Origin of the sequence: Gordonia alkanivorans NBRC 16433 (assembly GCF_000225505.1) — a bacterium.
In the GTDB taxonomy this organism is placed as follows: Bacteria; Actinomycetota; Actinomycetes; order Mycobacteriales; family Mycobacteriaceae; genus Gordonia; species Gordonia alkanivorans.
In genome coordinates this window covers 43,050-60,659 of the sequence record NZ_BACI01000087.1, presented here as the reverse complement: position 1 = coordinate 60,659, position 17,610 = coordinate 43,050, and the positions used below count along the sequence as shown (strand labels likewise).

Below are 17,610 nucleotides of genomic sequence, written 5' to 3'. Positions count from 1 at the left end.
CTCGACCACCCCGTGCGTTGGGACCCGAGATGCCTGGTCCCGCGGCTACGATGACCCGGTATCACTGGCTCGGGGCGCCCGTCGATGCGGTTGGCGTGCCTCGGCGACCGAAAGAGGCGAACATGAAGAGACCGTCGATTGCCCCCGCCGCCATCACCCTCGGTGTCGGAGCGCTGGCTCTCGTGCTCGCCCTGATCCTGTCGTTCGTGCCGTTCAGCAGCGCGGGCACGGTCGAACCGACCGCCGCGTTCCGCGCGCAGAAGAGCCTCGACGAGGTGCTCTTCAAGATGGCGACGAGCCCCGCGGCCAAGTACACCGGCAAGGTCGCCTACAAGTACGACGACGCCCGCGGCGAAGGCACGGTCGAGTTCAGCGATCTGATCGTGACGACATCCAACACCGCCGAGGGCACGGTGTCGCTGGGTTCCGAGCAGGGCGAATACCGCCAGATCAGCAACAACCCGTACATCAGCGCGCCCACCTCGCTGTGGAACGAGCTGCTCGTCGCCGACGAGAAGCTGAACCTCGACATGGCACCGCTGGACAACAAGTGGGCGTCGACGCGGTTCACCAGTCTGCCCCGCTTCGGGACCATCCTCGGCCCGGACAACCTGGCCGGCGACATCGGCAACGTCGAGTTCGGTTCCGAACCGCAGCTCGGCGTCGAACTGCCGGCCCCGAACAAGGGCACGCCCGACGCCCGCCGCTGGCCGACGAGCGATCCGCCCATCGAGTTCGTCGGTGACAACAAGGTGAAGGTCGGCAGCTGGGAGGTCACCTTCGACCCCGAGTCCAAGAACGTCACCAACGTCAAGGGGCAGTCCAAGCAGGGATCGGCGACCTACGACATCGACACCTCGGTGAGCCTGCAGCCGGCCGACCAGGCGCAGAAGGTGTTCGCCAATCAGCGCGCACTCGTCGGCGATCTGCTGTCGGCGCCGGCACCGGGCCTGTGGGCCAAGCAGCCGGTCGTCACCCCGCGCCTCGTCGGCGAGTGCACCACCGCGGCCTGCGCCTACGACTTCTCCGTCTCCGGTATCCCGTGGGCCGACGACGTCACCGGCCATTTCAACTACGGCATGACCCTGAACTTCGCGGTCGGCGGTCGTCCCGCGGGCGCGCTGGGCGGCGAGTGCAAGCCGGTCGTGCGCGTCGACTTCGGCCGCACCGCCACCACGAGGTGTACGGCGACCAACCTGCCGGCGAACTCGTCGATCGGACCGCGTTCGGCCTATACGTACCTGGCCTTCCTGGACACCACCGAGGCCGATCTCAACAAGCTGATCGACGACAACGAGAAGCAGACCAACACCGAGGTCGTCTACGTCCGCACCGGCAACAAGAGCCCCGACCAGGCCCGCTACGGCGCCGGGATCACCGGCCTCCCCAGCTACTACGCGGTCAAGCGCGGCGGGTATCTCTTCGACGGCATCGGCACCGACGGCAACCTGCACATCACCTTCGGTCCGGGTTACAAAGAGCACATCAGCGGCGGCAGTTTCGACCCGAGTTGGGAGGGCACCGAGGTGCTCAAGAAGCAGATCGGTGAGCAGGTCGAGGCCGCCGGGGACGTGCAGGTCGTCTACTTCGTCAACGAGCCGGAGGCGGCGTCGGCGCTGCGTGCACTGATCGCATCCGAGGGGCAGACCGACAACGTCAGCGCCTACTTCTACGAGTAGGTCAACCGCCGACGAAGCGCGCCTCGACCGCCTCGCCGACCCGGCCGGCGCCGGTGTGGAGTCGTAGGCCTGCGGTCACCGGGCGTATCGAGATCGCGTCGCCGCCGCCGTCGAGGCGGACGTAGATGGAGCCGAGGCCCAAACGGACCGTTACGCGCATGGCCTGTCCACCGTCGAGCTTCATCTCGACCTCGCCGTCGCGGGTGGCGCAGTAGCTCAGTGCGACGGTCCACGGCCACGGGAACAACGGGCCGTCGAGTGCCAGGCGCGTCGGCCCCGAGACCTCCGGCCGGGCACAGTTGCCGAGTCCCGCACCGACGAGCCGTCGCTGGGTCACCCCGCCGGGCATTGCGTTGCCCGCGGTGTCGAGGACGAGGAGCCGGTCGGTGCTGGTACCGAACTCCGGTCGCGGATCGACGCGACCGAAGATGCGGCTGATCTGATTGTCCGGGTAGACGACCGGTTGCAGGATCTCCAGCGGGACCGACTGATCCAGCAGCGTCGCTTCGGCGTTGTCGTGCAGGGTCGCGACCGCCGTCTTCAGGTAGTCGCCGGTGGGATTGTCGCGCCACGACGCGGAGAACGACACGAGCGAGACCACCGCCGACACCATCGCGAGCGCAGCGACAACCGGCACGAGCAGCACGGCGGGCGACTTCTCCTCGGCAGAGTGGCGGCGTTCCGGGGCGGGCGCGGTCGTCGACCGGGCGCCGGCCAGCAGCGCGATCGCGATGGCGAAGACGAGCGCGGTGTCGGGGAGGTACCGCATGTGCTGCGCGAGGGCGACCGCGGTCTCCGGGCTCGAGCGGTTCCACATCACCGGGATCTGGGCGGCCACCGCGTACAGCGCGGCGAACGCGATGATCGGTACCGCCCCACGCCTGCGGCTGACCGCCCACCACGTGACCGCCGCCAACACCAGCCAGCCGGCGACGATCATCCACGTTGCGGGGAAACCGGTGGGCGGGCCCGGCGTCCACCGGTCCCACTCCCACGGGCCGCCGACCAGCGACGGCACGATCGCGTGGTTCACCGACCGCCACACCAGTCGCGCGCTCTGGCCGACCGAATGGTTGCCCGCAAAGGGATCGGCGGTGACGAAGTACACGACGACCCAGAGCGCGGTCACCACGGCGAGCGACGACCACAGCTCGCGGCCGGCGCGCAGGGTCGCGGTCAGCGCGGTCCGTCCCGCACCGCTCGCGAGCACCGCGGCGACAAAGGCGATCGGGAGGATGAACAACGACTTCTCGAAGAAGGCCAGGGCGACAACGAAGACCACCGTCGAGCGGATCCACACCGCCCGGCGTCGCTCCGGGTCGATGTCTCCCCGCGCGAGTCCCACGGCGTCGGCGACGATCCACGCCAGTGCCGCCTGCATCGGTAACGTGTTGAGGCCCGACGCCCACCAGGCGAAGGCGGGCACCGTCATCGGGCTGAACAGATAGAACGCCAGCGCCACCAGCGCCCCGGCGCGGGCCGCGGGTGCGATGACGCGGATCATCCGCCACACCGCGACCGACGCGATCGCCTGCAGGACGATCAGCGTCAGCGCTGGGAGCGCCCAGTTGACCGGCGCCAGCCAGGTGGCCACCCCGGCCAGCAGGAAGGCCGCCGGCATGAAATGGCCGTCGTGGCTGTGCCCCAGGTACTCCCAGGACAGGATGGGATTCGACGAGGCCCGGGCGATCAGCACCAGATCGTCCCAGTAGAAGTTGCCGGTCGCGACGAGCCACCCCCGGATGATCAGCTGTCCGGCGATCAGGGCCACCGCGATCATCGACATCATGCGCGCGTTGAGCATGCGCTCCAGTGTCCATGTCGTGGGCACCGGCGGGCCGGGGAGGTGCGCCGTGGCAAAATCAGGCCGTGACCGATCGCAGCCCGAGCTCCGGATCCGACGAGCCCCGACAGTCGACTCCGACGTCCTTCGAGAACTCGATCGATCTCGATAAGTACCAGCTGACCTCGGACGTCGACGACCTGCCGGACGACATCGACGAGCTGCGCCTCGAGATCGACCGGCTCGATGCCGTCATCCTCGGTGCGATCAAACGACGCTCGGCGGTCTCGAAGAAGATCGGCGCCGCGCGCATGGCGTCGGGTGGTCCGCGACTCGTGCACAGCCGCGAGGTCAAGGTCATCGACCGGTTCGCCGAACTCGGCAAGGAGGGTCACACCCTCGCGATGCTCCTGCTCCGACTCGGCCGGGGTCCCCTCGGCCGCTGACGCCACGGTGAAGTTTCACCGCCGGGTGTGACGACCGTCGCGGTGGAGACGCCGACGACATAGGGTTGGGTGTCATGAGCACGCAGGCACCCGGCAGCGACTTCACCGGCACCGACCACGGCGACATCACCGCAACACAGTCCTGGCAGGCTCTCGCCGCGCACCAGCCGCATGTGTACGCCATGCATCTGCGCGAGGTGTTCGCGATCGATCCCGAGCGCGGCCGCGAACTGACCGTCGACGTCGGCGATCTGCACATCGACTACTCCAAGCACCGGGTGACGCGGGAGACGCTCGAACTGCTCATGAGCCTGGCGCGCGAGGTCGGGCTGGAGGAGAGCCGCGACGACATGTTCGCCGGGGCGCACATCAACACCTCGGAGGACCGCGCCGCCCTGCACACCGCTCTTCGTCTGCCCGCCGACGCGACACTCTCCGTGGACGGGCAGGACGTGGTCGCCGACGTTCACGAGGTCCTCAACCGGATGGGCGAGTTCACCGACCGTCTCCGCAGCGGAGAGTGGAAGGGCCACACCGGAAAACGCATCACCGATGTGGTGAACATCGGCATCGGCGGATCGGATCTGGGACCGGTCATGGTGTACCAGGCGCTTCGCCACTACGTCGACGACGGTATCCGCTGCCACTTCGTCTCGAACGTCGATCCCGCGGACATGGTCGGCACCCTCGACGGTCTCGACCCCGAGACCACCCTGTTCATCATCGCGTCGAAGACCTTCACCACTCTCGAGACGCTGACCAACGCGGCCGCCGCGCGGAGCTGGTTGCTGCAGGCCCTCGACGCCGGGACCGAGGCGGTGGCAAAGCATTTCGTCGCGGTGAGCACCAACGCCGACGAGGTGGCGAAGTTCGGCATCGACACCACCCACATGTTCGGCTTCTGGGACTGGGTGGGCGGTCGCTACTCCGTCGACTCGGCGATCGGCCTGTCGGTGATGGCCGCGATCGGCAAGGAGCGCTTCGCCGAGTTCCTCGAGGGATTCCATCTTGTCGACGAACACTTCCGCACCCGGCCGCTCGAACAGAACGCACCGGTCATCCTCGGCCTGATCGGCCTCTGGTACAACAACTTCTGGGACATCGGCACCCGGGCTGTCCTCCCCTACAGCAACGACATGGCGCGCTTCGCCGCCTACCTGCAACAGCTGACGATGGAGTCGAACGGCAAGTCGGTGACCGCGAGCGGACACCACATCACCACCGACACCGGCGAGATCTTCTGGGGCGAACCGGGAACCAACGGCCAGCACGCCTTCTACCAGCTCCTGCACCAGGGCACGCGGATCGTGCCGGCCGACTTCATCGGTTTCGCCGAGCCCACCGACGACCTACCCGCAGGCCCCGACGGGTCGGGGTCGATGCACGACCTGCTGATGAGCAACTACTTCGCGCAGACCAAGGTGCTCGCCTTCGGCAAGACCGCCGACGAGATCGCCGACGAGGGGGTGCCCGCACATGTGGTGGCGCACAAGGTGATGCCGGGTAACCGTCCCAGCACCTCGATCCTCGCTCCCCGGCTGACGCCCTCGGTGATCGGACAGCTGGTCGCCCTGTACGAACACCAGGTCTTCGTCGAGGGCGCCGTCTGGGGGATCAACCCGTTCGACCAGTGGGGCGTCGAACTCGGCAAAACCCAGGCAAAGGCGCTGCTGGGCACCATCACCCAGGCCGACGCGCCCGCCGCCGACGCCGATTCGTCGACCAATGAGCTGGTCGCCTGGTACCGCAGGCACCGGGGTCGCGCGGTCTGAAGATCGGCCGCTCCCGCGTGCGGGTTTCCTTCCCGCCCGGCCGGTTCCCTCGCGCTTATCGGATCCAATAAGCGGATGGGAAGCGGTGCCGCGGGAAGCTACCGTGGCGGGATGCTGCCACAACGGATTCGACGACTCGCGGCCGGATTCGCGGTCACCGCACTGGCTCTCGTGGGCGCCGGCTGCACGCCCGGCGATCCCGTCGACCGTGCGCCCAGGACCTCGACCTCCACGTTGCCGTTGGCCAAGGTCGTAACCGCCGGTCCCAGCAGGGACATCGAGGCGGTCGCAATCCGGTTCCCGCTGCTCGCCGACGGGAACGTCGACGGCTGGGTGGCCGGCACGCTCGGGTCCGCACCCGGCGCTTCCGAGCGTGTTCCCGGTCCCACCACCTACTGGTTCGACGCCGTCGTCGACGTCGGCCCCGACCGAGTAACCGCCTGGGCCGATGGGTACCACGCTGTGCCTGTCTCTACGCCCGACTCGGTGGCCGCCGACTTGCGCGACGTCATCCCGGCCGGCGATTTCGTGGGTGGGCCGCACGTCGACGACGCGTTCTCGTCGGGCGAATGGCAGGCGACCGTGTATCTGTCGCCGTCGACAGGCCGCGTGGTCGTGCTCGGCATCGACGACTGACGTGCGTAAGGTGACGGTCTGTGGCGAACAAGCAGGGACAGATCGTGGCGTCGGGCGCATTCCAGCTGTTCGGGAGTCGCCGTCGCGAGCAGGTCAGCGAGTTGCTAGGAGACATCTTCGGGCGGACCGACATCGAGGCACTGGCCTCGGATTGGCGTGGCGTCGTCTACTTCACCCTCGCCGAGGACGAATCGATTGACGCCGAGACGGTGTTCGGGTTCGACGCATCCAGCGGATCATCGGGTGAGCTGGCGACCCTCGTCGACGTCCTCGCCGCCGTCCGGACGGGCGAGGTCGCCGAGGCCGTCGACGTCGCCAGCTTTGACGCCTGGCGGTCCGCCACGGGAACCCGCGCACTCGACATGGGCGCCTGTGTACCACCGGCACTGTACGAGTTCCTCGGCGGTGATCCGGCCGAAAGATCCGTCGAGTCAGAAGATCTCGTGACCTTCGTGGCCACCGCCGCCGCGATCATGGGACGACTCGAGAAACTCGGCGTCGAACCGGGCGACGAGATCCCCGACGAGGTGTTCGACGAAAGCTACTGGCAGTAGTCGCCCTGGAAGTAGTCGCCCCGAAGGCGAGCGGTACCGCGTCGAGGTCGGTCACGTCGAGCTGCGGCCGCGTTCAGCGATCGGTCACGGTCCACCGGTCGAGTACTGCCGCGTACGTTCCGATCAGATGATCTGACCTCGTTCACGCGCGGCCACGACCGCGGCGGTGCGATTGTCGACGTCCAGCTTGGTGAACGCGTGCACCAGATGGGATTTGACTGTGGCTTCACTCACCACCAGCTGCTTCGCAATGGCCCGGTTGGACAATCCCTTGGCCACCAGCGAGAGCACCTCGACCTCGCGGGCGCTGAGATCGGCCGGTGGCCGCTGCATGCGTCGATAGAGGCGCCGAGCGACGTCGGGGTCCAAGACGGTCTCCCCCCGCGCCGCTGCAAATACCGATTCGATCAACACCTCCGGATCGGTGTCCTTGAGCAGATAACCGGCCGCGCCGGCTTCGACGGCTCGCAGAATGTCAGCGTCAGTGTCATAAGTGGTGAGCACCACGACCCGCGGCGGATCAGAGGCCGCCACAATCTGAGCGGTCGCCTGGGCCCCGTCTATTCCGTCGCCAAGTCGCAGATCCATCAACACCACGTCGGGCTTCGTGCTCATCGCCGAAGCCACTGCCTCCTCGCCCGAGGCAGCCTCGGCCACCACCAAAACGTCGTCGTGGGAGGCCAGCAACGCGCGTAACCCCGCCCGGACTACTGGGTGATCGTCGACGAGCAGTACCCGCACCCCGCTCACGCTGACCTCCCGATCGGAAGAGTGGCGGCGACGGCGGTTCCGTCTCCTGGGGCCGATTCGACGACGAGGGTGCCGCCGAGTTCGGCAAGTCGGTCTCGCATCGAGCGCAACCCGAATCCGCCGGCCTCACGCTGGTCGAAGCCGATACCGTCATCGACGATGTCGAGCCGCACCTCGTCCGAGGAGTAGCTCAACGTCGCCCGTACCCGTCGAGCCTGCGAGTGCAGCCGCACGTTCGCCAGGGCACTCTGCGCCACTCTGAGCAGGGCGACGTCATAGTCCATGATGGGTGACATCGTCTCGCCATCGGTGATCAGTTCAGCGGTGATGCCGGTCTGGCGCTGCAATTGATCGAGGAGACGACGCAGCGCGGACTGCAGCGGTGCGGTCTCCAGCGCGGCCGGTGCGAGGGCTTCGACCACCCGGCGTGCCTCGACGAGGTTCTGCTGCGCGGTCTCGGCGATCTGCGTGAAGATCGCTGTGGGATCTCCCGGGCCCCGCTGCCCGGCACGAGACAACAGCAGGATCGACGAAAATCCCTGCGCCAGAGTGTCGTGGATGTCCCGAGCGAGCCGGGAGCGTTCGGCGAGCGCACCGGTTTCGCGCTGCAACGCCACCAGTTCATCCTGCGCGTCGAGTAGTTCGTGGTGTGCCTCGGTGAGCTCGTCCACCAACTGCTGTCGCTGAGTCGACTGCCGCACCAGTTGCTGATAGACCACAGCCATCCCTGCGGCGGCAGCCGCTCCGAACACCGGCCCGACAATCGAGGCCGCCGTGTTGGTTGTGCCGTGCCACAGAGTCGCCGCGATCGCGGCCCCCGTCAACACGGCGGTCACCGTCAGAGCGATCGGAGTCGAGAACAAGGGAAAACACAAGAAGAACAGGGCGAACGCCAGCCAGACGAAGTTGGCATCAGCCAGCATGAGCATCAGCCACCCGACCACCAACACCGCGAACCACAGCTGCCCCAGCCGACGCTCTATCGGCTCGCCGTTCTCGAGACCTCGACGCCGCACGAACCAGATGCCGCACAGGTACCACGCCGCGACCACAGCAGCGAGCGAGACAACCGGAGCGGGATGGTCGCTGTCGGCGACGGCGCGCACGATACCGACGCTCAAGAGCAGGAAGAACAGTAGATGCGCGCCGACCTGCATGACACGCAGCACCGGTCCGCCATCGCCCGGATGGGGCACGGCGGATGCTCGCAGACCACTCCTCGACACCGCGCTCACGCTAACAGCGCATCACTGGCTTTCGTGGCGCCAGACACCGATCTCCAACTTTTGATGGATCGGCGAACCCAACCGAAGCGCGATGTCTGCCCCTCTTCACTTCGCGACCCTGGAATACATGTTCCTCAGCATCCGTGATCTTCGTTCTGCAAAGGGCCGATTCACCCTCATGAGCTCGGCCCTGTTCCTCATTTCGCTGATGGTGGTCATGCTGTCGGGGCTGACCTCCGGACTCGGCGATCAGTCCATCGCCGCGATCAAGAATCTCGGCGCCGACCACTTTGCTTTCAGCGTGCCGGCCGACGGGCAGCCGGTTTCGTTCACGGAATCGACCGTGACCCCGCGGCAGCAGGACGACCTGGCCGCCGCTGACGGCGTCCGGGCCGCGTCGATCATCGGGATCGCCTCGGCACGGATCAGCGTTGACGGCCGGGAAGTCGCTGCCGCGGCCTTCGGTGTCGACGGGCGCTCCTTCGCCGCCCCGGTCCCGCTGGGCCCCGGGACGGTAGCCGTCGACGCTGACCTGGCAAAGGACAACGGCTGGGCGACGGGAACCCGAATCACGATGAGCGACAAACACTTCATCATTGCCGCCCTGGTCGACGACTCGTTCTACAGTCACCAGCCCGTGATCTGGATGGACCGCGCCGCCTGGACAACGCTGCCGTCGGCCGGGGGCGCAGACGGCACGGTGGTGGCGCTACGCACCTCCGGTGACTTCGACGCCGGCGACGTCGAAGCCGCTACCGGAACCGCCATCACCGATCAGAACGGTGCGCTCGAAGCAATCGGCTCGTACACCTCCGAGCGCGGATCGCTGCTGTTGATGCAGGCGATGCTCATGATCGTCAGTGCACTGGTCGTCGGCGCCTTCTTCACCGTATGGACCATCCAGCGCGGCCAGGAACTCGCCGTCCTCAAGGCGGTCGGCGCGTCCACCGGGTACCTGCTGCGCGACGCGCTCGGTCAGAGCTTGATCGTGCTCGTGGTCGGTGCCGGCTCGGGGGCCTTGGCCGCGTTCGGGTTGGGAACGATCGCTGCGCAGGCGGTTCCCTTCGCGCTCACGCCTGCCAACACGCTGGTTCCATTCTTGATCCTCGTCGCGATGGGCATGATCGGCGCGGCCGCCTCTCTGGCCCGCGTCATCAAGATTGATCCCCTGACCGCCCTCGCTGCCGCCCGTTGAGTCACTCCCGAACCCAAAGACCTCGAACATGAGCATCTCCCTGAAACGCATCGTCCTCACCTACCCCGACGGCGACGAGCGATTACGCGCCCTCGACGACGTGGATTTCGACGTGGCGCGCGGCGAATTCGTCGCCGTAACCGGACCCTCTGGGTCCGGCAAGTCGAGTCTGCTCGCCGTCGCCGGGCTGCTGATCACCCCCGATGAGGGTCGCGTCATCATCGACGGCACCGACATGTCGGGACTGGGCCGTGGCGACCGCACCACCATGCGGCGCGAGAAGCTCGGTTTCGTGTTCCAGCAGTCGAATCTCCTGCCGTCTCTGACCGCAGTCGAACAGCTACAGATGATGACCCACCTCGCCGGCGGATCGGTCCGCGACAGCCGCATCCGCGCCACGGACCTGTTGTGTTCCCTCGGTCTCGAACGACAACTGGATCGACGTCCCCACCAGCTGTCAGGTGGCCAGCGGCAGCGGGTATCAATCGCCCGCGGGCTGATGAACAACCCCTCGGTACTACTTGTCGACGAACCGACCTCGGCTCTCGATGAGGACCGCAGCCGAGAGATCGTCGCTCTGCTCGCGGATCTGAGTCGCGACCGGGACATAGCGACCGTGATGGTCACCCACGACCTGAGTCAGCTCAGGCTTGTCGACAACGCCTACGGCATCCACAACGGCGCAGTGCTCAGATCATCCGACGACTGATCGACCCCGGCAGGTATTTGAGGGCCGCCGCGATCGGCGTCCACGGCCAGGCAGGCACCGGCGCCCAGGCCTTCTCGGCCTCGATCGCGGCGACCATGGCGTCGACGCCCTTGTCGGTGTCGACCATCAGCGAGGTCTTCACGCCCCGGTTGATGTCGGTCTCGATGTAACCGGGCGCCACGATCGACACCGAGATGGGCGAGTTCGCGAACTCGGCCTGCAACCCCTGCCCGAGCGCGGTGAGACCGGCCTTCGAAGCCGAGTACGCCGCCTGGGCCTTGGGCATGCCGCGAACACCCGAGATGGAGCTGACGAGCACGAGGTGGCCGCTGTTCTGCTCGCGGAAGATCTCGAGGGCGGCCTCGGCCTGCGCGAGCGCGCCGACGAGGTTGGTCTGCACGGTCTCGATGTTGGCGGCTGCCTTCCCGGTGCCGATCGGTGCGCCCTTGCCGAGGCCGGCATTGACGACGACGCGGTCGAGACCCCCGAGTTCGTCGGCCAGCGCGCGGAAGGTGACGGGTACCGCGTCGAGGTCGGTGACGTCGAGCTGCGCGATCGCGACCCGATCCGCGGACTGGCGCAGTTCGGTGGCCAGCGCCTCGAGGTTGTCGAGGCGCCGCGCGGCGAGCGCCAGCGAACGCCCCTGGGCGGCGAATCGGCGGGCCATGCCCTCGCCGAGTCCGGAACTCGCACCGGTGATGAGGATCTTCTGCCGTGTCGTCGAGGTCATGGACCCGAACCTACCGGCATCGGCCCCGGGCTACGCGGACCGCGACGTCAGCCGTAGTGCGCTGATGACCCGATCGGTGCCGGAACGGTCGCCCACCGTGATCCGCGTTCCGGCCGCGCCGCACTCCTTCACCGCGACCCCGATCCCCCGGAGCATCCGTCCGACGGCCACGCCCTCCGCGCCGGGGAGGAAGACGAAGTTGGCGTGGCTGGGCACGACGCGGACGCCCATCTGCGCCAGCATGTCGGTCAACCGGTCCCGCTCCCCCCTCATGGAGCGGACGCGTTGTGCGAGCTCGAGTTCCGCGTCGAGCGCGACCGGGACCGCCGCCATCGCCGCGCGACCCACCGCGAACGGCACCTCGTGGCCGCGCACTTCGGTGATCTGCTCGGTGGTGCCGATGCCGTATCCGACGCGGAGCGCCGCCAGACCGTACGCCTTGGAGAACGTCCGCAGCACGACGACGCCGGGGTTCCGGATCAGCCGGTGGAGATCGGATGCGGTCTCGCTGAACTCCACGTACGCCTCGTCGACGATCGTCATCACGTGTGGCGGCACCGCTGCGAGGAACCGGTTGAGGTCGCCCCCGTTCACCACGGCACCGGTCGGGTTGTGCGGCGAACAGAGCACCACGACCGCCGTATCGGGCGTGATCGCCCCGAACAGGCGGTTGAGGTCGACCGAGCCGTCGTCGTCGAGATCCACCGCGCCGAAGCGCATCCCGACCACCCGCGCGAGGATCGGATAGCCGTCGAAGGTCGGGGTGGAGGTGAGCAGCGCGGGTGTCCCGACGCCCGCGTCCACGGCCCGTCGCACCGCATACTGCAACACCGCCAGCGCAACTCCGGTCGCACCGGGGCCGACCGTGACGCGTTCCGGTACGACCCCGAGATGGCAGGCGATCTGCCCGCGCGTGCGGTCCGGCAGGAAATCGGGATACCGGTGGGACTCGGGGATCTCGTGCTGGAGCGCTGCTGCGACCGACGGCAGCGGCGGGTAGGGCGACTCGTTCAGATCCAGGCGGAGGCTCGGCCAGGACACCCCGCCGGCCAGGGGCGGGCTCATGGCCGGCCTGCCCATCTCATCGCGGCCGCCCCGGAGAAATCGCCGGCGTGGGCGAAGGCCGCCATCATCACGACGTCGCCCTCGCCGATACGTCCGTCGGAGATGGCCGCGTCGAGCGTGACCGGGATGGCGACGGCGAACAGGTTGCCGCACTCGTCGAAGGTGTCCGGGTGATGGCTGTCCGGAAGCTCGAGCGCCTCGCGCCAGTTCCGCAGGAAGATCCGGCTGGGCTGGTTGGTCACGAACCAGTCGAGGTCCGCCGGCGAGATGCCGATTTCGTCGGCGACCTCGATGGCGACCTCGGGAACCATGCGGTTCCCGCGCGCGAGCACCTTCGCGATCTTGGAGTCGGTGAACCCGATGTGCATCTGGCCCGACCCTGCCTCCCAGTACTTGCGCGGCGGATCGGAGACGCCGGTCATGTCGCCGGAGTACTGCCCGAACGAGTGGCAGCGAAGGCCCAGGATCGGGCTGGCGGCGACGTCGTCGACGGTCAGAACGGCCACGGCCGCACCGTCTCCCGGGATGGCGGCCTGCGCCTTGCCGCGGACCTGCTCCTGGGTGAAGACCTGGCCCGCGCTGTTCCGCGCCAGTCCCAGCAACGCCTTGTGGCCTCCTCCGGCGCGGAGCAGGGCTCCGGCGATCTGGATCATGAAGATGAACGCGGCACACCCTCCGTTGTGCACGTCCAGCACCGTCGACGGCCGGATGCCGAGCCGATGGGCGAGTTCTCCGCCGCAGCCGCGCACCGGCACCTCGGGCAACTGGCTGTGCGTCAGGACCACGTCGACGTCGTCGAGGAAGTCGTCGCCGTGCCGCTCGAACAGTTCGCGCGTCGCCGAGATCATCATGTCCGCCGACGTCTCCCCCTCCGCCGCGTGATGACGGAAGGCCGGGGCGCGGAACATCACGTTGTCCGCAAGGGTGTCGTCTTCGGCGTACTGCGCGTAATACGCTGCGGGAACAATCTTTTCAGGTAGGTAGGTGGCGAGGTCGACGAGGCTGACCGGGTTCGGTGTCATGATCGCATCCATTCTGGGGTGAGCGGGAGGCCGTTGCGGTGGCGGTATTCGGCGATGGCGGTGAGGTTGTCGAGTTCGATCTGGTGGCCGGGGGCGAAGGTGTCCCAGAAGTCGCCCACCCACACCGGGCGTTCGGGCGGGGCGGTCTCCGGGAGGTGCGTACGGACGCGGGATCGGAGGCACGGGCGACGAGGAGGCCGTCGAACATGGCGGCCAAACCACCGGCCAGGTCACTGGGACGAAACCTGTTGACGCTGGGCGTATCCGGGAAGAAGAGGCGTTCCCGGGTGATGCACATCGCGTGCGCGTTGTTGTTGAGCAGCACGAGGGTGACGGGGGCGTCGTGTTCGACGGCCGTGTGGATTTCCATGCCGTGCATGAAGAAGGCGCCGTCACCGGCGATCACGACGGTGCGTGTCGGCTGTCCCTCGGCCAGCGTGGAGTCCACCGCCTCGCGGATGGCATTGCCGACACCCGCCGCGATCGCGTATCCCATACCGCCCATGCCCAGTGCCACCACGAACCGGCCGTGACCGAACGGGAGGTGATGGATGGCGGCGGCTCCTGCGTTGCCGGCGTCGGCGAAAACCGGGGTGTCCGGCGGCAACATTCGCCCGATCTCCCCGATCGCGGTGCGCATGCCCAGGCCCGATCCGCCGGGCGGCACCGGCAGATGGGTCACCGCGACCGCCTCGCGCGGACGGTCGTGGCCGCGAGGGCGTCGAATCTCACCGGTGAGCTGCGAGATCGCGGCCGCGAGGTCGGTGCACCGCACATGGTCGACGTCGCCGGGCACGCGCGGCCGTTCGGACCCCAGGTGGACGAGTCGGACGCGTCTCAACGGTTCGTCGAGGTCGGCGCGATCGGTCATCGTCATCCGGCACCCGAGGACGAGGCAGAGGTCCGCGTCGGCGACGGCACGGTGCGCCGATGGGTGTCCCATCACCCCGGTGACGCCCGCGACGCCGTCGCCGTCCCGGAGGAGGTCGCGGCCGCCCGGGGCCGCGACGACGACCGCTCCGAGTGCGGAGGCGAGAGCCTCGACCTGCGGACCGACGCCCGCACGGGAGGCCTCCACCCAGAGGACCAGCCGCGCATCGGATTCCGCGAGCGCACTCAGTTCGTCGGCCAGGGCGGACAAGGACGGTCCCGTCACCTCGGCACCGTGCTGCGCCCACTCCCCCGTGTGCAGCTGCCGCAGTTCGGGGGCCGGCGCGGACTGGATGTCCTTGGGCAGCAGGACGGCAGCCGGCAGTCCTCGGCGGAGCGTGGCGAACGCCGTCGCCAGCGCGGCGGGCACCTCGTCGGCGTGACCGACGACCGAACACGAACCCGTGATGGCCGAGAGAACACCCGCGATGTCGACGGTGTCGGGCGGCGCGAGCATGTCCTGGAACGCTCCACTACCGACCAGCGACGTCGGCGCGGTCCCGGTGAGTGCCAGAACCGGCACACGAGTGTCGTAGGCCTCGGCAAGGGCGGGGACGACGTTCATGGCCCCGCCACCAGACGTGGTCATCACGATTCCGGGCGTACCGGAAATCCGGGCCGTCCCGTCCGCCATCGCACCGGCGGCGAACTCGTGTTTGGCGACGATCGCTGTCATCCCCGGCGCCCGCGTCGCGGCGTCGTACAGGTCTTCGATGTTGGCTCCGTGGACCCCGAACGCGATGCCCATCGACGATGAGATGAGTTGTTCCACAATGTATTCGGCCACGGTCGGAGCAGCTGTGCGCCCGGTGCCGGCGGGGCCTCCGCGGTGCTTGCGATCTGCGGTCAAGGTCATGCCGACAACTCTGCGACCCCGAACCTGAAGAACCGCTGAAGTAGTACACCGACCGAACACTTCTCCGACGACCCCGTGGCGACCTACGCTGAGTGATCAGCAGGTGCTGTCGCCGGATGGCTGTCGCTGTACGCACCGGCGAGGAGTTGCGATGTCCGGTCTTCCACGCCCCGCTCTTCTTCGACGCAGCCAGGGCGTCCGCATCCGATCCACGATCGTCGGGACGTTCCTCGTCACCATTGCCCTTCTGATCGGCGGCGCGGTGATGTTGTTCATGCTGAATCGCGCCGACAGCAGGACCATGTACGACGAGACCGGCTACCGGGCGTACGAGATCGCGGCCGAGATCCGCGACGGCGGTATCTCGGCGATCTCCCCGGAATCGTTGGGGATGGGCTACGGGGCCGACATCGTGCAGGTGATCGACGGAAACGGTCGGGTGGTGGCGTCCTCCCCCGGGGCGGCCGGCGATCCGGTGACGTCCGAGCGTCCGGCGATCTGGGCGTCGACGCAGGTCCAGGGCCGGTTGGTGCCCGGCAGCGAGGTCGAGTTCTGCGCGACTGTCACCGCCACCTCCCACGACGGGGCCGTCTACACGGTGGTCGTGGCGGTCTCGGCGGACGCGTACCGGCAGAGCCTGATCAACACCGCACTCGTGCTCGCCGTCGAACTCCCCGTCCTGGTGCTGCTGTCCGCGGTGGCCATCTGGTTCTTCGCGGGTCGCGCTGCGGCCGGTCGGGCGGATCACCGAGCAGGTCACCGCGATCACCGCGTCCGATATGTCCCGCCGCGTGCCGGTCCCGTCCACCGACGACGAGGTGACTCGGCTGGCCACCACCATGAACTCGATGCTCGAACGTCTCGAACAGAGCCGGGCCGCGCAGCTGCGATTCGTCGGCGACGCCTCCCACGAGATGCGCAGTCCGCTTACCACGGTGGTCGGCCTGCTCGACCTCGCCGACGACACCGACTCCCCGATCGATGTACGGACCCTCCGCACACTCCTGCTCCCCGAGGCCCGTCGGCTCCAGAACATGGTCGACGACCTGCTGCTGCTCGCCCGCTCCGACGAATACGGTGTGCCGCTGCACATCCGGGACGTCGACCTCGACGACATAGTCGCCTCCGAGGCACGTCGCCTGCGGTCGCTGGGTCTGGCCGCGGTCGCGGCGACGATCATCCCGATCCGGTTGGCCGGCGATCCGGAGAAGCTGTCCCGCGCCATCCGGAATCTCGCCGAGAACGCCGTCCGCTATGCGGCGTCGACGGTCCGGTTCGACATGTCCTTCGACCCGAGGACCGGCGTCGCATCGATCGCGGTGACCGACGACGGACCGGGGATCCCCCGGGATCGTCGCGACGTCATCTTCGACCGCTTCACGCGGCTCGACGGCGACCGCCGCAACCGCAGCGGCTCCGGACTCGGGTTGTCGATCGTCCGCGAGATCGTCCGCGCGCATGGCGGTTCGGTGTCCGTGCAGGACCCGCCCGCCGGGTTCGCACACGGCGTCACCTTCGTCATCTCGTTGCCGACGGCGCGTCGCCTCCCCGACGGCGCGGTCAGCACGGCGCTCGCGATGCCGCCACGTCAGCCGATGCGGTAGCCCACCCCGCGGACGGTCCTGATGCTGCGCACGCCGAACGGCTGGTCGATCCGCTTGCGCAGGTAAGCGATGTACACCTCGATGATGTTGGGGTCGCCCTCGTAGTTCTCGTCCCAGACCGAGTGCAGGATGTCGGCTTTCGAGACGACGGTGCCGGCGTGCCGGATGAGGCACTCGAGCACCGCGTACTCCCGTGGGGTCAGGGGAATCGGGGTGTCCCCGCGCCGGACGAGATGTTCTGCCGGGTCGAGGGAGAGGTCACCGGCGCACAGGGTCACGGGACGCTCCGGCGCACCGCGACGCACCAGCGCACGCAGTCGCGCCTTGAGGACGACAACCGAGAACGGTTTGACCAGGTAATCGTCGGCGCCGCAGTCGAGTGCCTCCGCCTGGTCGTACTCGCCGTCCTTCGCGCTCAGCATCATGACCGGCGTCCAGATCTCGCGTTCCCGAAGGCTCTGCAGCACGCGGTACCCGTTCATCCCGGGCATCATGATGTCGAGCACGATCACGTCGTAGCTGCCCTCGGTGGCCCGCCACAGCCCATCCGGACCGTCGAAGGCCACCGTGACCGCCCACCCGTCACTGACGAGCATCCGGCGGACGGTCTCCGCTGCCCTGATGTCATCGTCGACGACGAGCGCGTGCACCAT

16 protein-coding genes and 2 pseudogenes are annotated in these 17,610 nt (G+C 68.1%); 8 read left to right on the top strand and 10 right to left on the bottom strand.

What is annotated here, in order from left to right:
• Positions 1–122: 122 nt before the first annotated feature.
• A complete protein-coding gene (locus tag GOALK_RS15390) occupies positions 123–1,679 on the top strand; it encodes a hypothetical protein (protein ID WP_006359757.1) in 1,557 nt (518 codons plus the stop codon).
• Between the two features lies 1 nt (position 1,680).
• On the opposite strand, the gene GOALK_RS15385 is transcribed toward GOALK_RS15390, so the two are convergent.
• Positions 1,681–3,483 carry a hypothetical protein gene (locus tag GOALK_RS15385; protein WP_006359756.1) on the bottom strand — a complete coding sequence of 601 codons (1,803 nt, stop codon included), beginning with the start codon at positions 3,481–3,483 and terminating at the stop codon, positions 1,681–1,683.
• Positions 3,484–3,548: 65 nt separating this feature from the next.
• Between GOALK_RS15385 and GOALK_RS15380 the strand changes: the two genes are divergently transcribed.
• From GOALK_RS15380 to GOALK_RS15365, 4 genes are all read left to right on the top strand, one after another.
• On the top strand, positions 3,549–3,908 hold the full coding sequence (locus GOALK_RS15380) for a chorismate mutase (protein ID WP_006359755.1): 360 nt from the start codon (positions 3,549–3,551) through the stop codon (positions 3,906–3,908).
• 74 nt (positions 3,909–3,982) lie between these two features.
• On the top strand, positions 3,983–5,680 hold the full coding sequence (gene pgi, locus GOALK_RS15375) for a glucose-6-phosphate isomerase (protein ID WP_006359754.1): 1,698 nt from the start codon (positions 3,983–3,985) through the stop codon (positions 5,678–5,680).
• Between the two features lie 111 nt (positions 5,681–5,791).
• Positions 5,792–6,316, top strand: coding sequence for a hypothetical protein (locus GOALK_RS15370; protein WP_035754878.1), 525 nt, complete (start codon positions 5,792–5,794; stop codon positions 6,314–6,316).
• Between the two features lie 20 nt (positions 6,317–6,336).
• Entirely contained in the window at positions 6,337–6,870 is a 534-nt protein-coding gene (locus GOALK_RS15365; RefSeq protein ID WP_006359752.1) for a hypothetical protein, read from the top strand.
• Between the two features lie 123 nt (positions 6,871–6,993).
• Here GOALK_RS15365 and GOALK_RS15360 read toward each other — a convergent pair whose 3' ends face one another.
• Both GOALK_RS15360 and GOALK_RS15355 read right to left on the bottom strand, forming a co-directional pair.
• On the bottom strand, positions 6,994–7,620 hold the full coding sequence (locus GOALK_RS15360) for a response regulator (RefSeq protein WP_006359751.1): 627 nt from the start codon (positions 7,618–7,620) through the stop codon (positions 6,994–6,996).
• A complete protein-coding gene (locus GOALK_RS15355; protein WP_006359750.1) occupies positions 7,617–8,789 on the bottom strand; it encodes a sensor histidine kinase in 1,173 nt (390 codons plus the stop codon). The genes GOALK_RS15360 and GOALK_RS15355 overlap by 4 nt, the downstream gene beginning before the upstream one ends.
• Before the next feature lie 184 nt (positions 8,790–8,973).
• On the opposite strand from GOALK_RS15355, the gene GOALK_RS15350 reads away from it, so the two are divergent.
• On the top strand, positions 8,974–10,041 hold the full coding sequence (locus GOALK_RS15350) for an ABC transporter permease (protein ID WP_035754888.1): 1,068 nt from the start codon (positions 8,974–8,976) through the stop codon (positions 10,039–10,041).
• Positions 10,042–10,069: 28 nt separating this feature from the next.
• A complete protein-coding gene (locus GOALK_RS15345; protein WP_006359748.1) occupies positions 10,070–10,750 on the top strand; it encodes an ABC transporter ATP-binding protein in 681 nt (226 codons plus the stop codon).
• Here the strand turns inward: GOALK_RS15345 and GOALK_RS15340 are convergent.
• The 6 genes and pseudogenes from GOALK_RS15340 to GOALK_RS24290 all read right to left on the bottom strand — a co-directional run bounded on the left by GOALK_RS15340 (position 10,731) and on the right by GOALK_RS24290 (position 15,920).
• The gene (locus tag GOALK_RS15340) at positions 10,731–11,480 is read right to left on the bottom strand and encodes an SDR family oxidoreductase (RefSeq protein ID WP_006359747.1); all 750 of its coding nucleotides are present in this window, start codon (positions 11,478–11,480) and stop codon (positions 10,731–10,733) included. The genes GOALK_RS15345 and GOALK_RS15340 overlap by 20 nt on opposite strands.
• Positions 11,481–11,510: 30 nt before the next feature.
• Positions 11,511–12,545, bottom strand: coding sequence for a pyridoxal phosphate-dependent aminotransferase (locus tag GOALK_RS15335; protein ID WP_006359746.1), 1,035 nt, complete (start codon positions 12,543–12,545; stop codon positions 11,511–11,513).
• A complete protein-coding gene (locus GOALK_RS15330; protein ID WP_081474352.1) occupies positions 12,542–13,567 on the bottom strand; it encodes a 3-oxoacyl-ACP synthase III family protein in 1,026 nt (341 codons plus the stop codon). The genes GOALK_RS15335 and GOALK_RS15330 overlap by 4 nt, the downstream gene beginning before the upstream one ends.
• Positions 13,564–13,719 (bottom strand): annotated as a pseudogene (locus GOALK_RS24295) (SRPBCC family protein); the annotation flags it as partial. The pseudogene GOALK_RS24295 and the gene GOALK_RS15330, both read right to left, overlap by 4 nt.
• A gap of 29 nt (positions 13,720–13,748) precedes the next feature.
• Positions 13,749–15,353 (bottom strand): annotated as a pseudogene (locus GOALK_RS15325) (thiamine pyrophosphate-binding protein); the annotation flags it as partial.
• A 396-nt stretch (positions 15,354–15,749) separates the two neighbouring features.
• Complete coding sequence (locus GOALK_RS24290; protein WP_006359743.1) at positions 15,750–15,920, bottom strand: hypothetical protein; 171 nt, start codon at positions 15,918–15,920, stop codon at positions 15,750–15,752.
• Positions 15,921–16,078: 158 nt separating this feature from the next.
• On the opposite strand from GOALK_RS24290, the gene GOALK_RS24285 reads away from it, so the two are divergent.
• Entirely contained in the window at positions 16,079–16,957 is an 879-nt protein-coding gene (locus tag GOALK_RS24285) for a HAMP domain-containing sensor histidine kinase (protein ID WP_306302402.1), read from the top strand.
• On the opposite strand, the gene GOALK_RS15315 is transcribed toward GOALK_RS24285, so the two are convergent.
• On the bottom strand, positions 16,942–17,610 hold the full coding sequence (locus GOALK_RS15315; RefSeq protein WP_006359741.1) for a response regulator transcription factor: 669 nt from the start codon (positions 17,608–17,610) through the stop codon (positions 16,942–16,944). The genes GOALK_RS24285 and GOALK_RS15315 overlap by 16 nt on opposite strands.

Excerpts from the sequence above, each read along its gene's own strand:
- pgi (WP_006359754.1), top strand. The coding sequence starts at position 3,983 with ATGAGCACGCAGGCACCCGGCAGCGACTTCACCGGCACCGACCACGGC.
- GOALK_RS15390 (WP_006359757.1), top strand. The coding sequence starts at position 123 with ATGAAGAGACCGTCGATTGCCCCCGCCGCCATCACCCTCGGTGTCGGA.
- GOALK_RS15335 (WP_006359746.1), bottom strand. The coding sequence starts at position 12,545 with ATGAGCCCGCCCCTGGCCGGCGGGGTGTCCTGGCCGAGCCTCCGCCTG.
- GOALK_RS15345 (WP_006359748.1), top strand. The coding sequence starts at position 10,070 with ATGAGCATCTCCCTGAAACGCATCGTCCTCACCTACCCCGACGGCGAC.
- GOALK_RS15315 (WP_006359741.1), bottom strand. The coding sequence starts at position 17,610 with ATGGTGCACGCGCTCGTCGTCGACGATGACATCAGGGCAGCGGAGACC.
- GOALK_RS15330 (WP_081474352.1), bottom strand. The coding sequence starts at position 13,567 with ATGACACCGAACCCGGTCAGCCTCGTCGACCTCGCCACCTACCTACCT.
- GOALK_RS15385 (WP_006359756.1), bottom strand. The coding sequence starts at position 3,483 with ATGCTCAACGCGCGCATGATGTCGATGATCGCGGTGGCCCTGATCGCC.
- GOALK_RS15370 (WP_035754878.1), top strand. The coding sequence starts at position 5,792 with ATGCTGCCACAACGGATTCGACGACTCGCGGCCGGATTCGCGGTCACC.
- GOALK_RS15350 (WP_035754888.1), top strand. The coding sequence starts at position 8,974 with ATGTTCCTCAGCATCCGTGATCTTCGTTCTGCAAAGGGCCGATTCACC.
- GOALK_RS15340 (WP_006359747.1), bottom strand. The coding sequence starts at position 11,480 with ATGACCTCGACGACACGGCAGAAGATCCTCATCACCGGTGCGAGTTCC.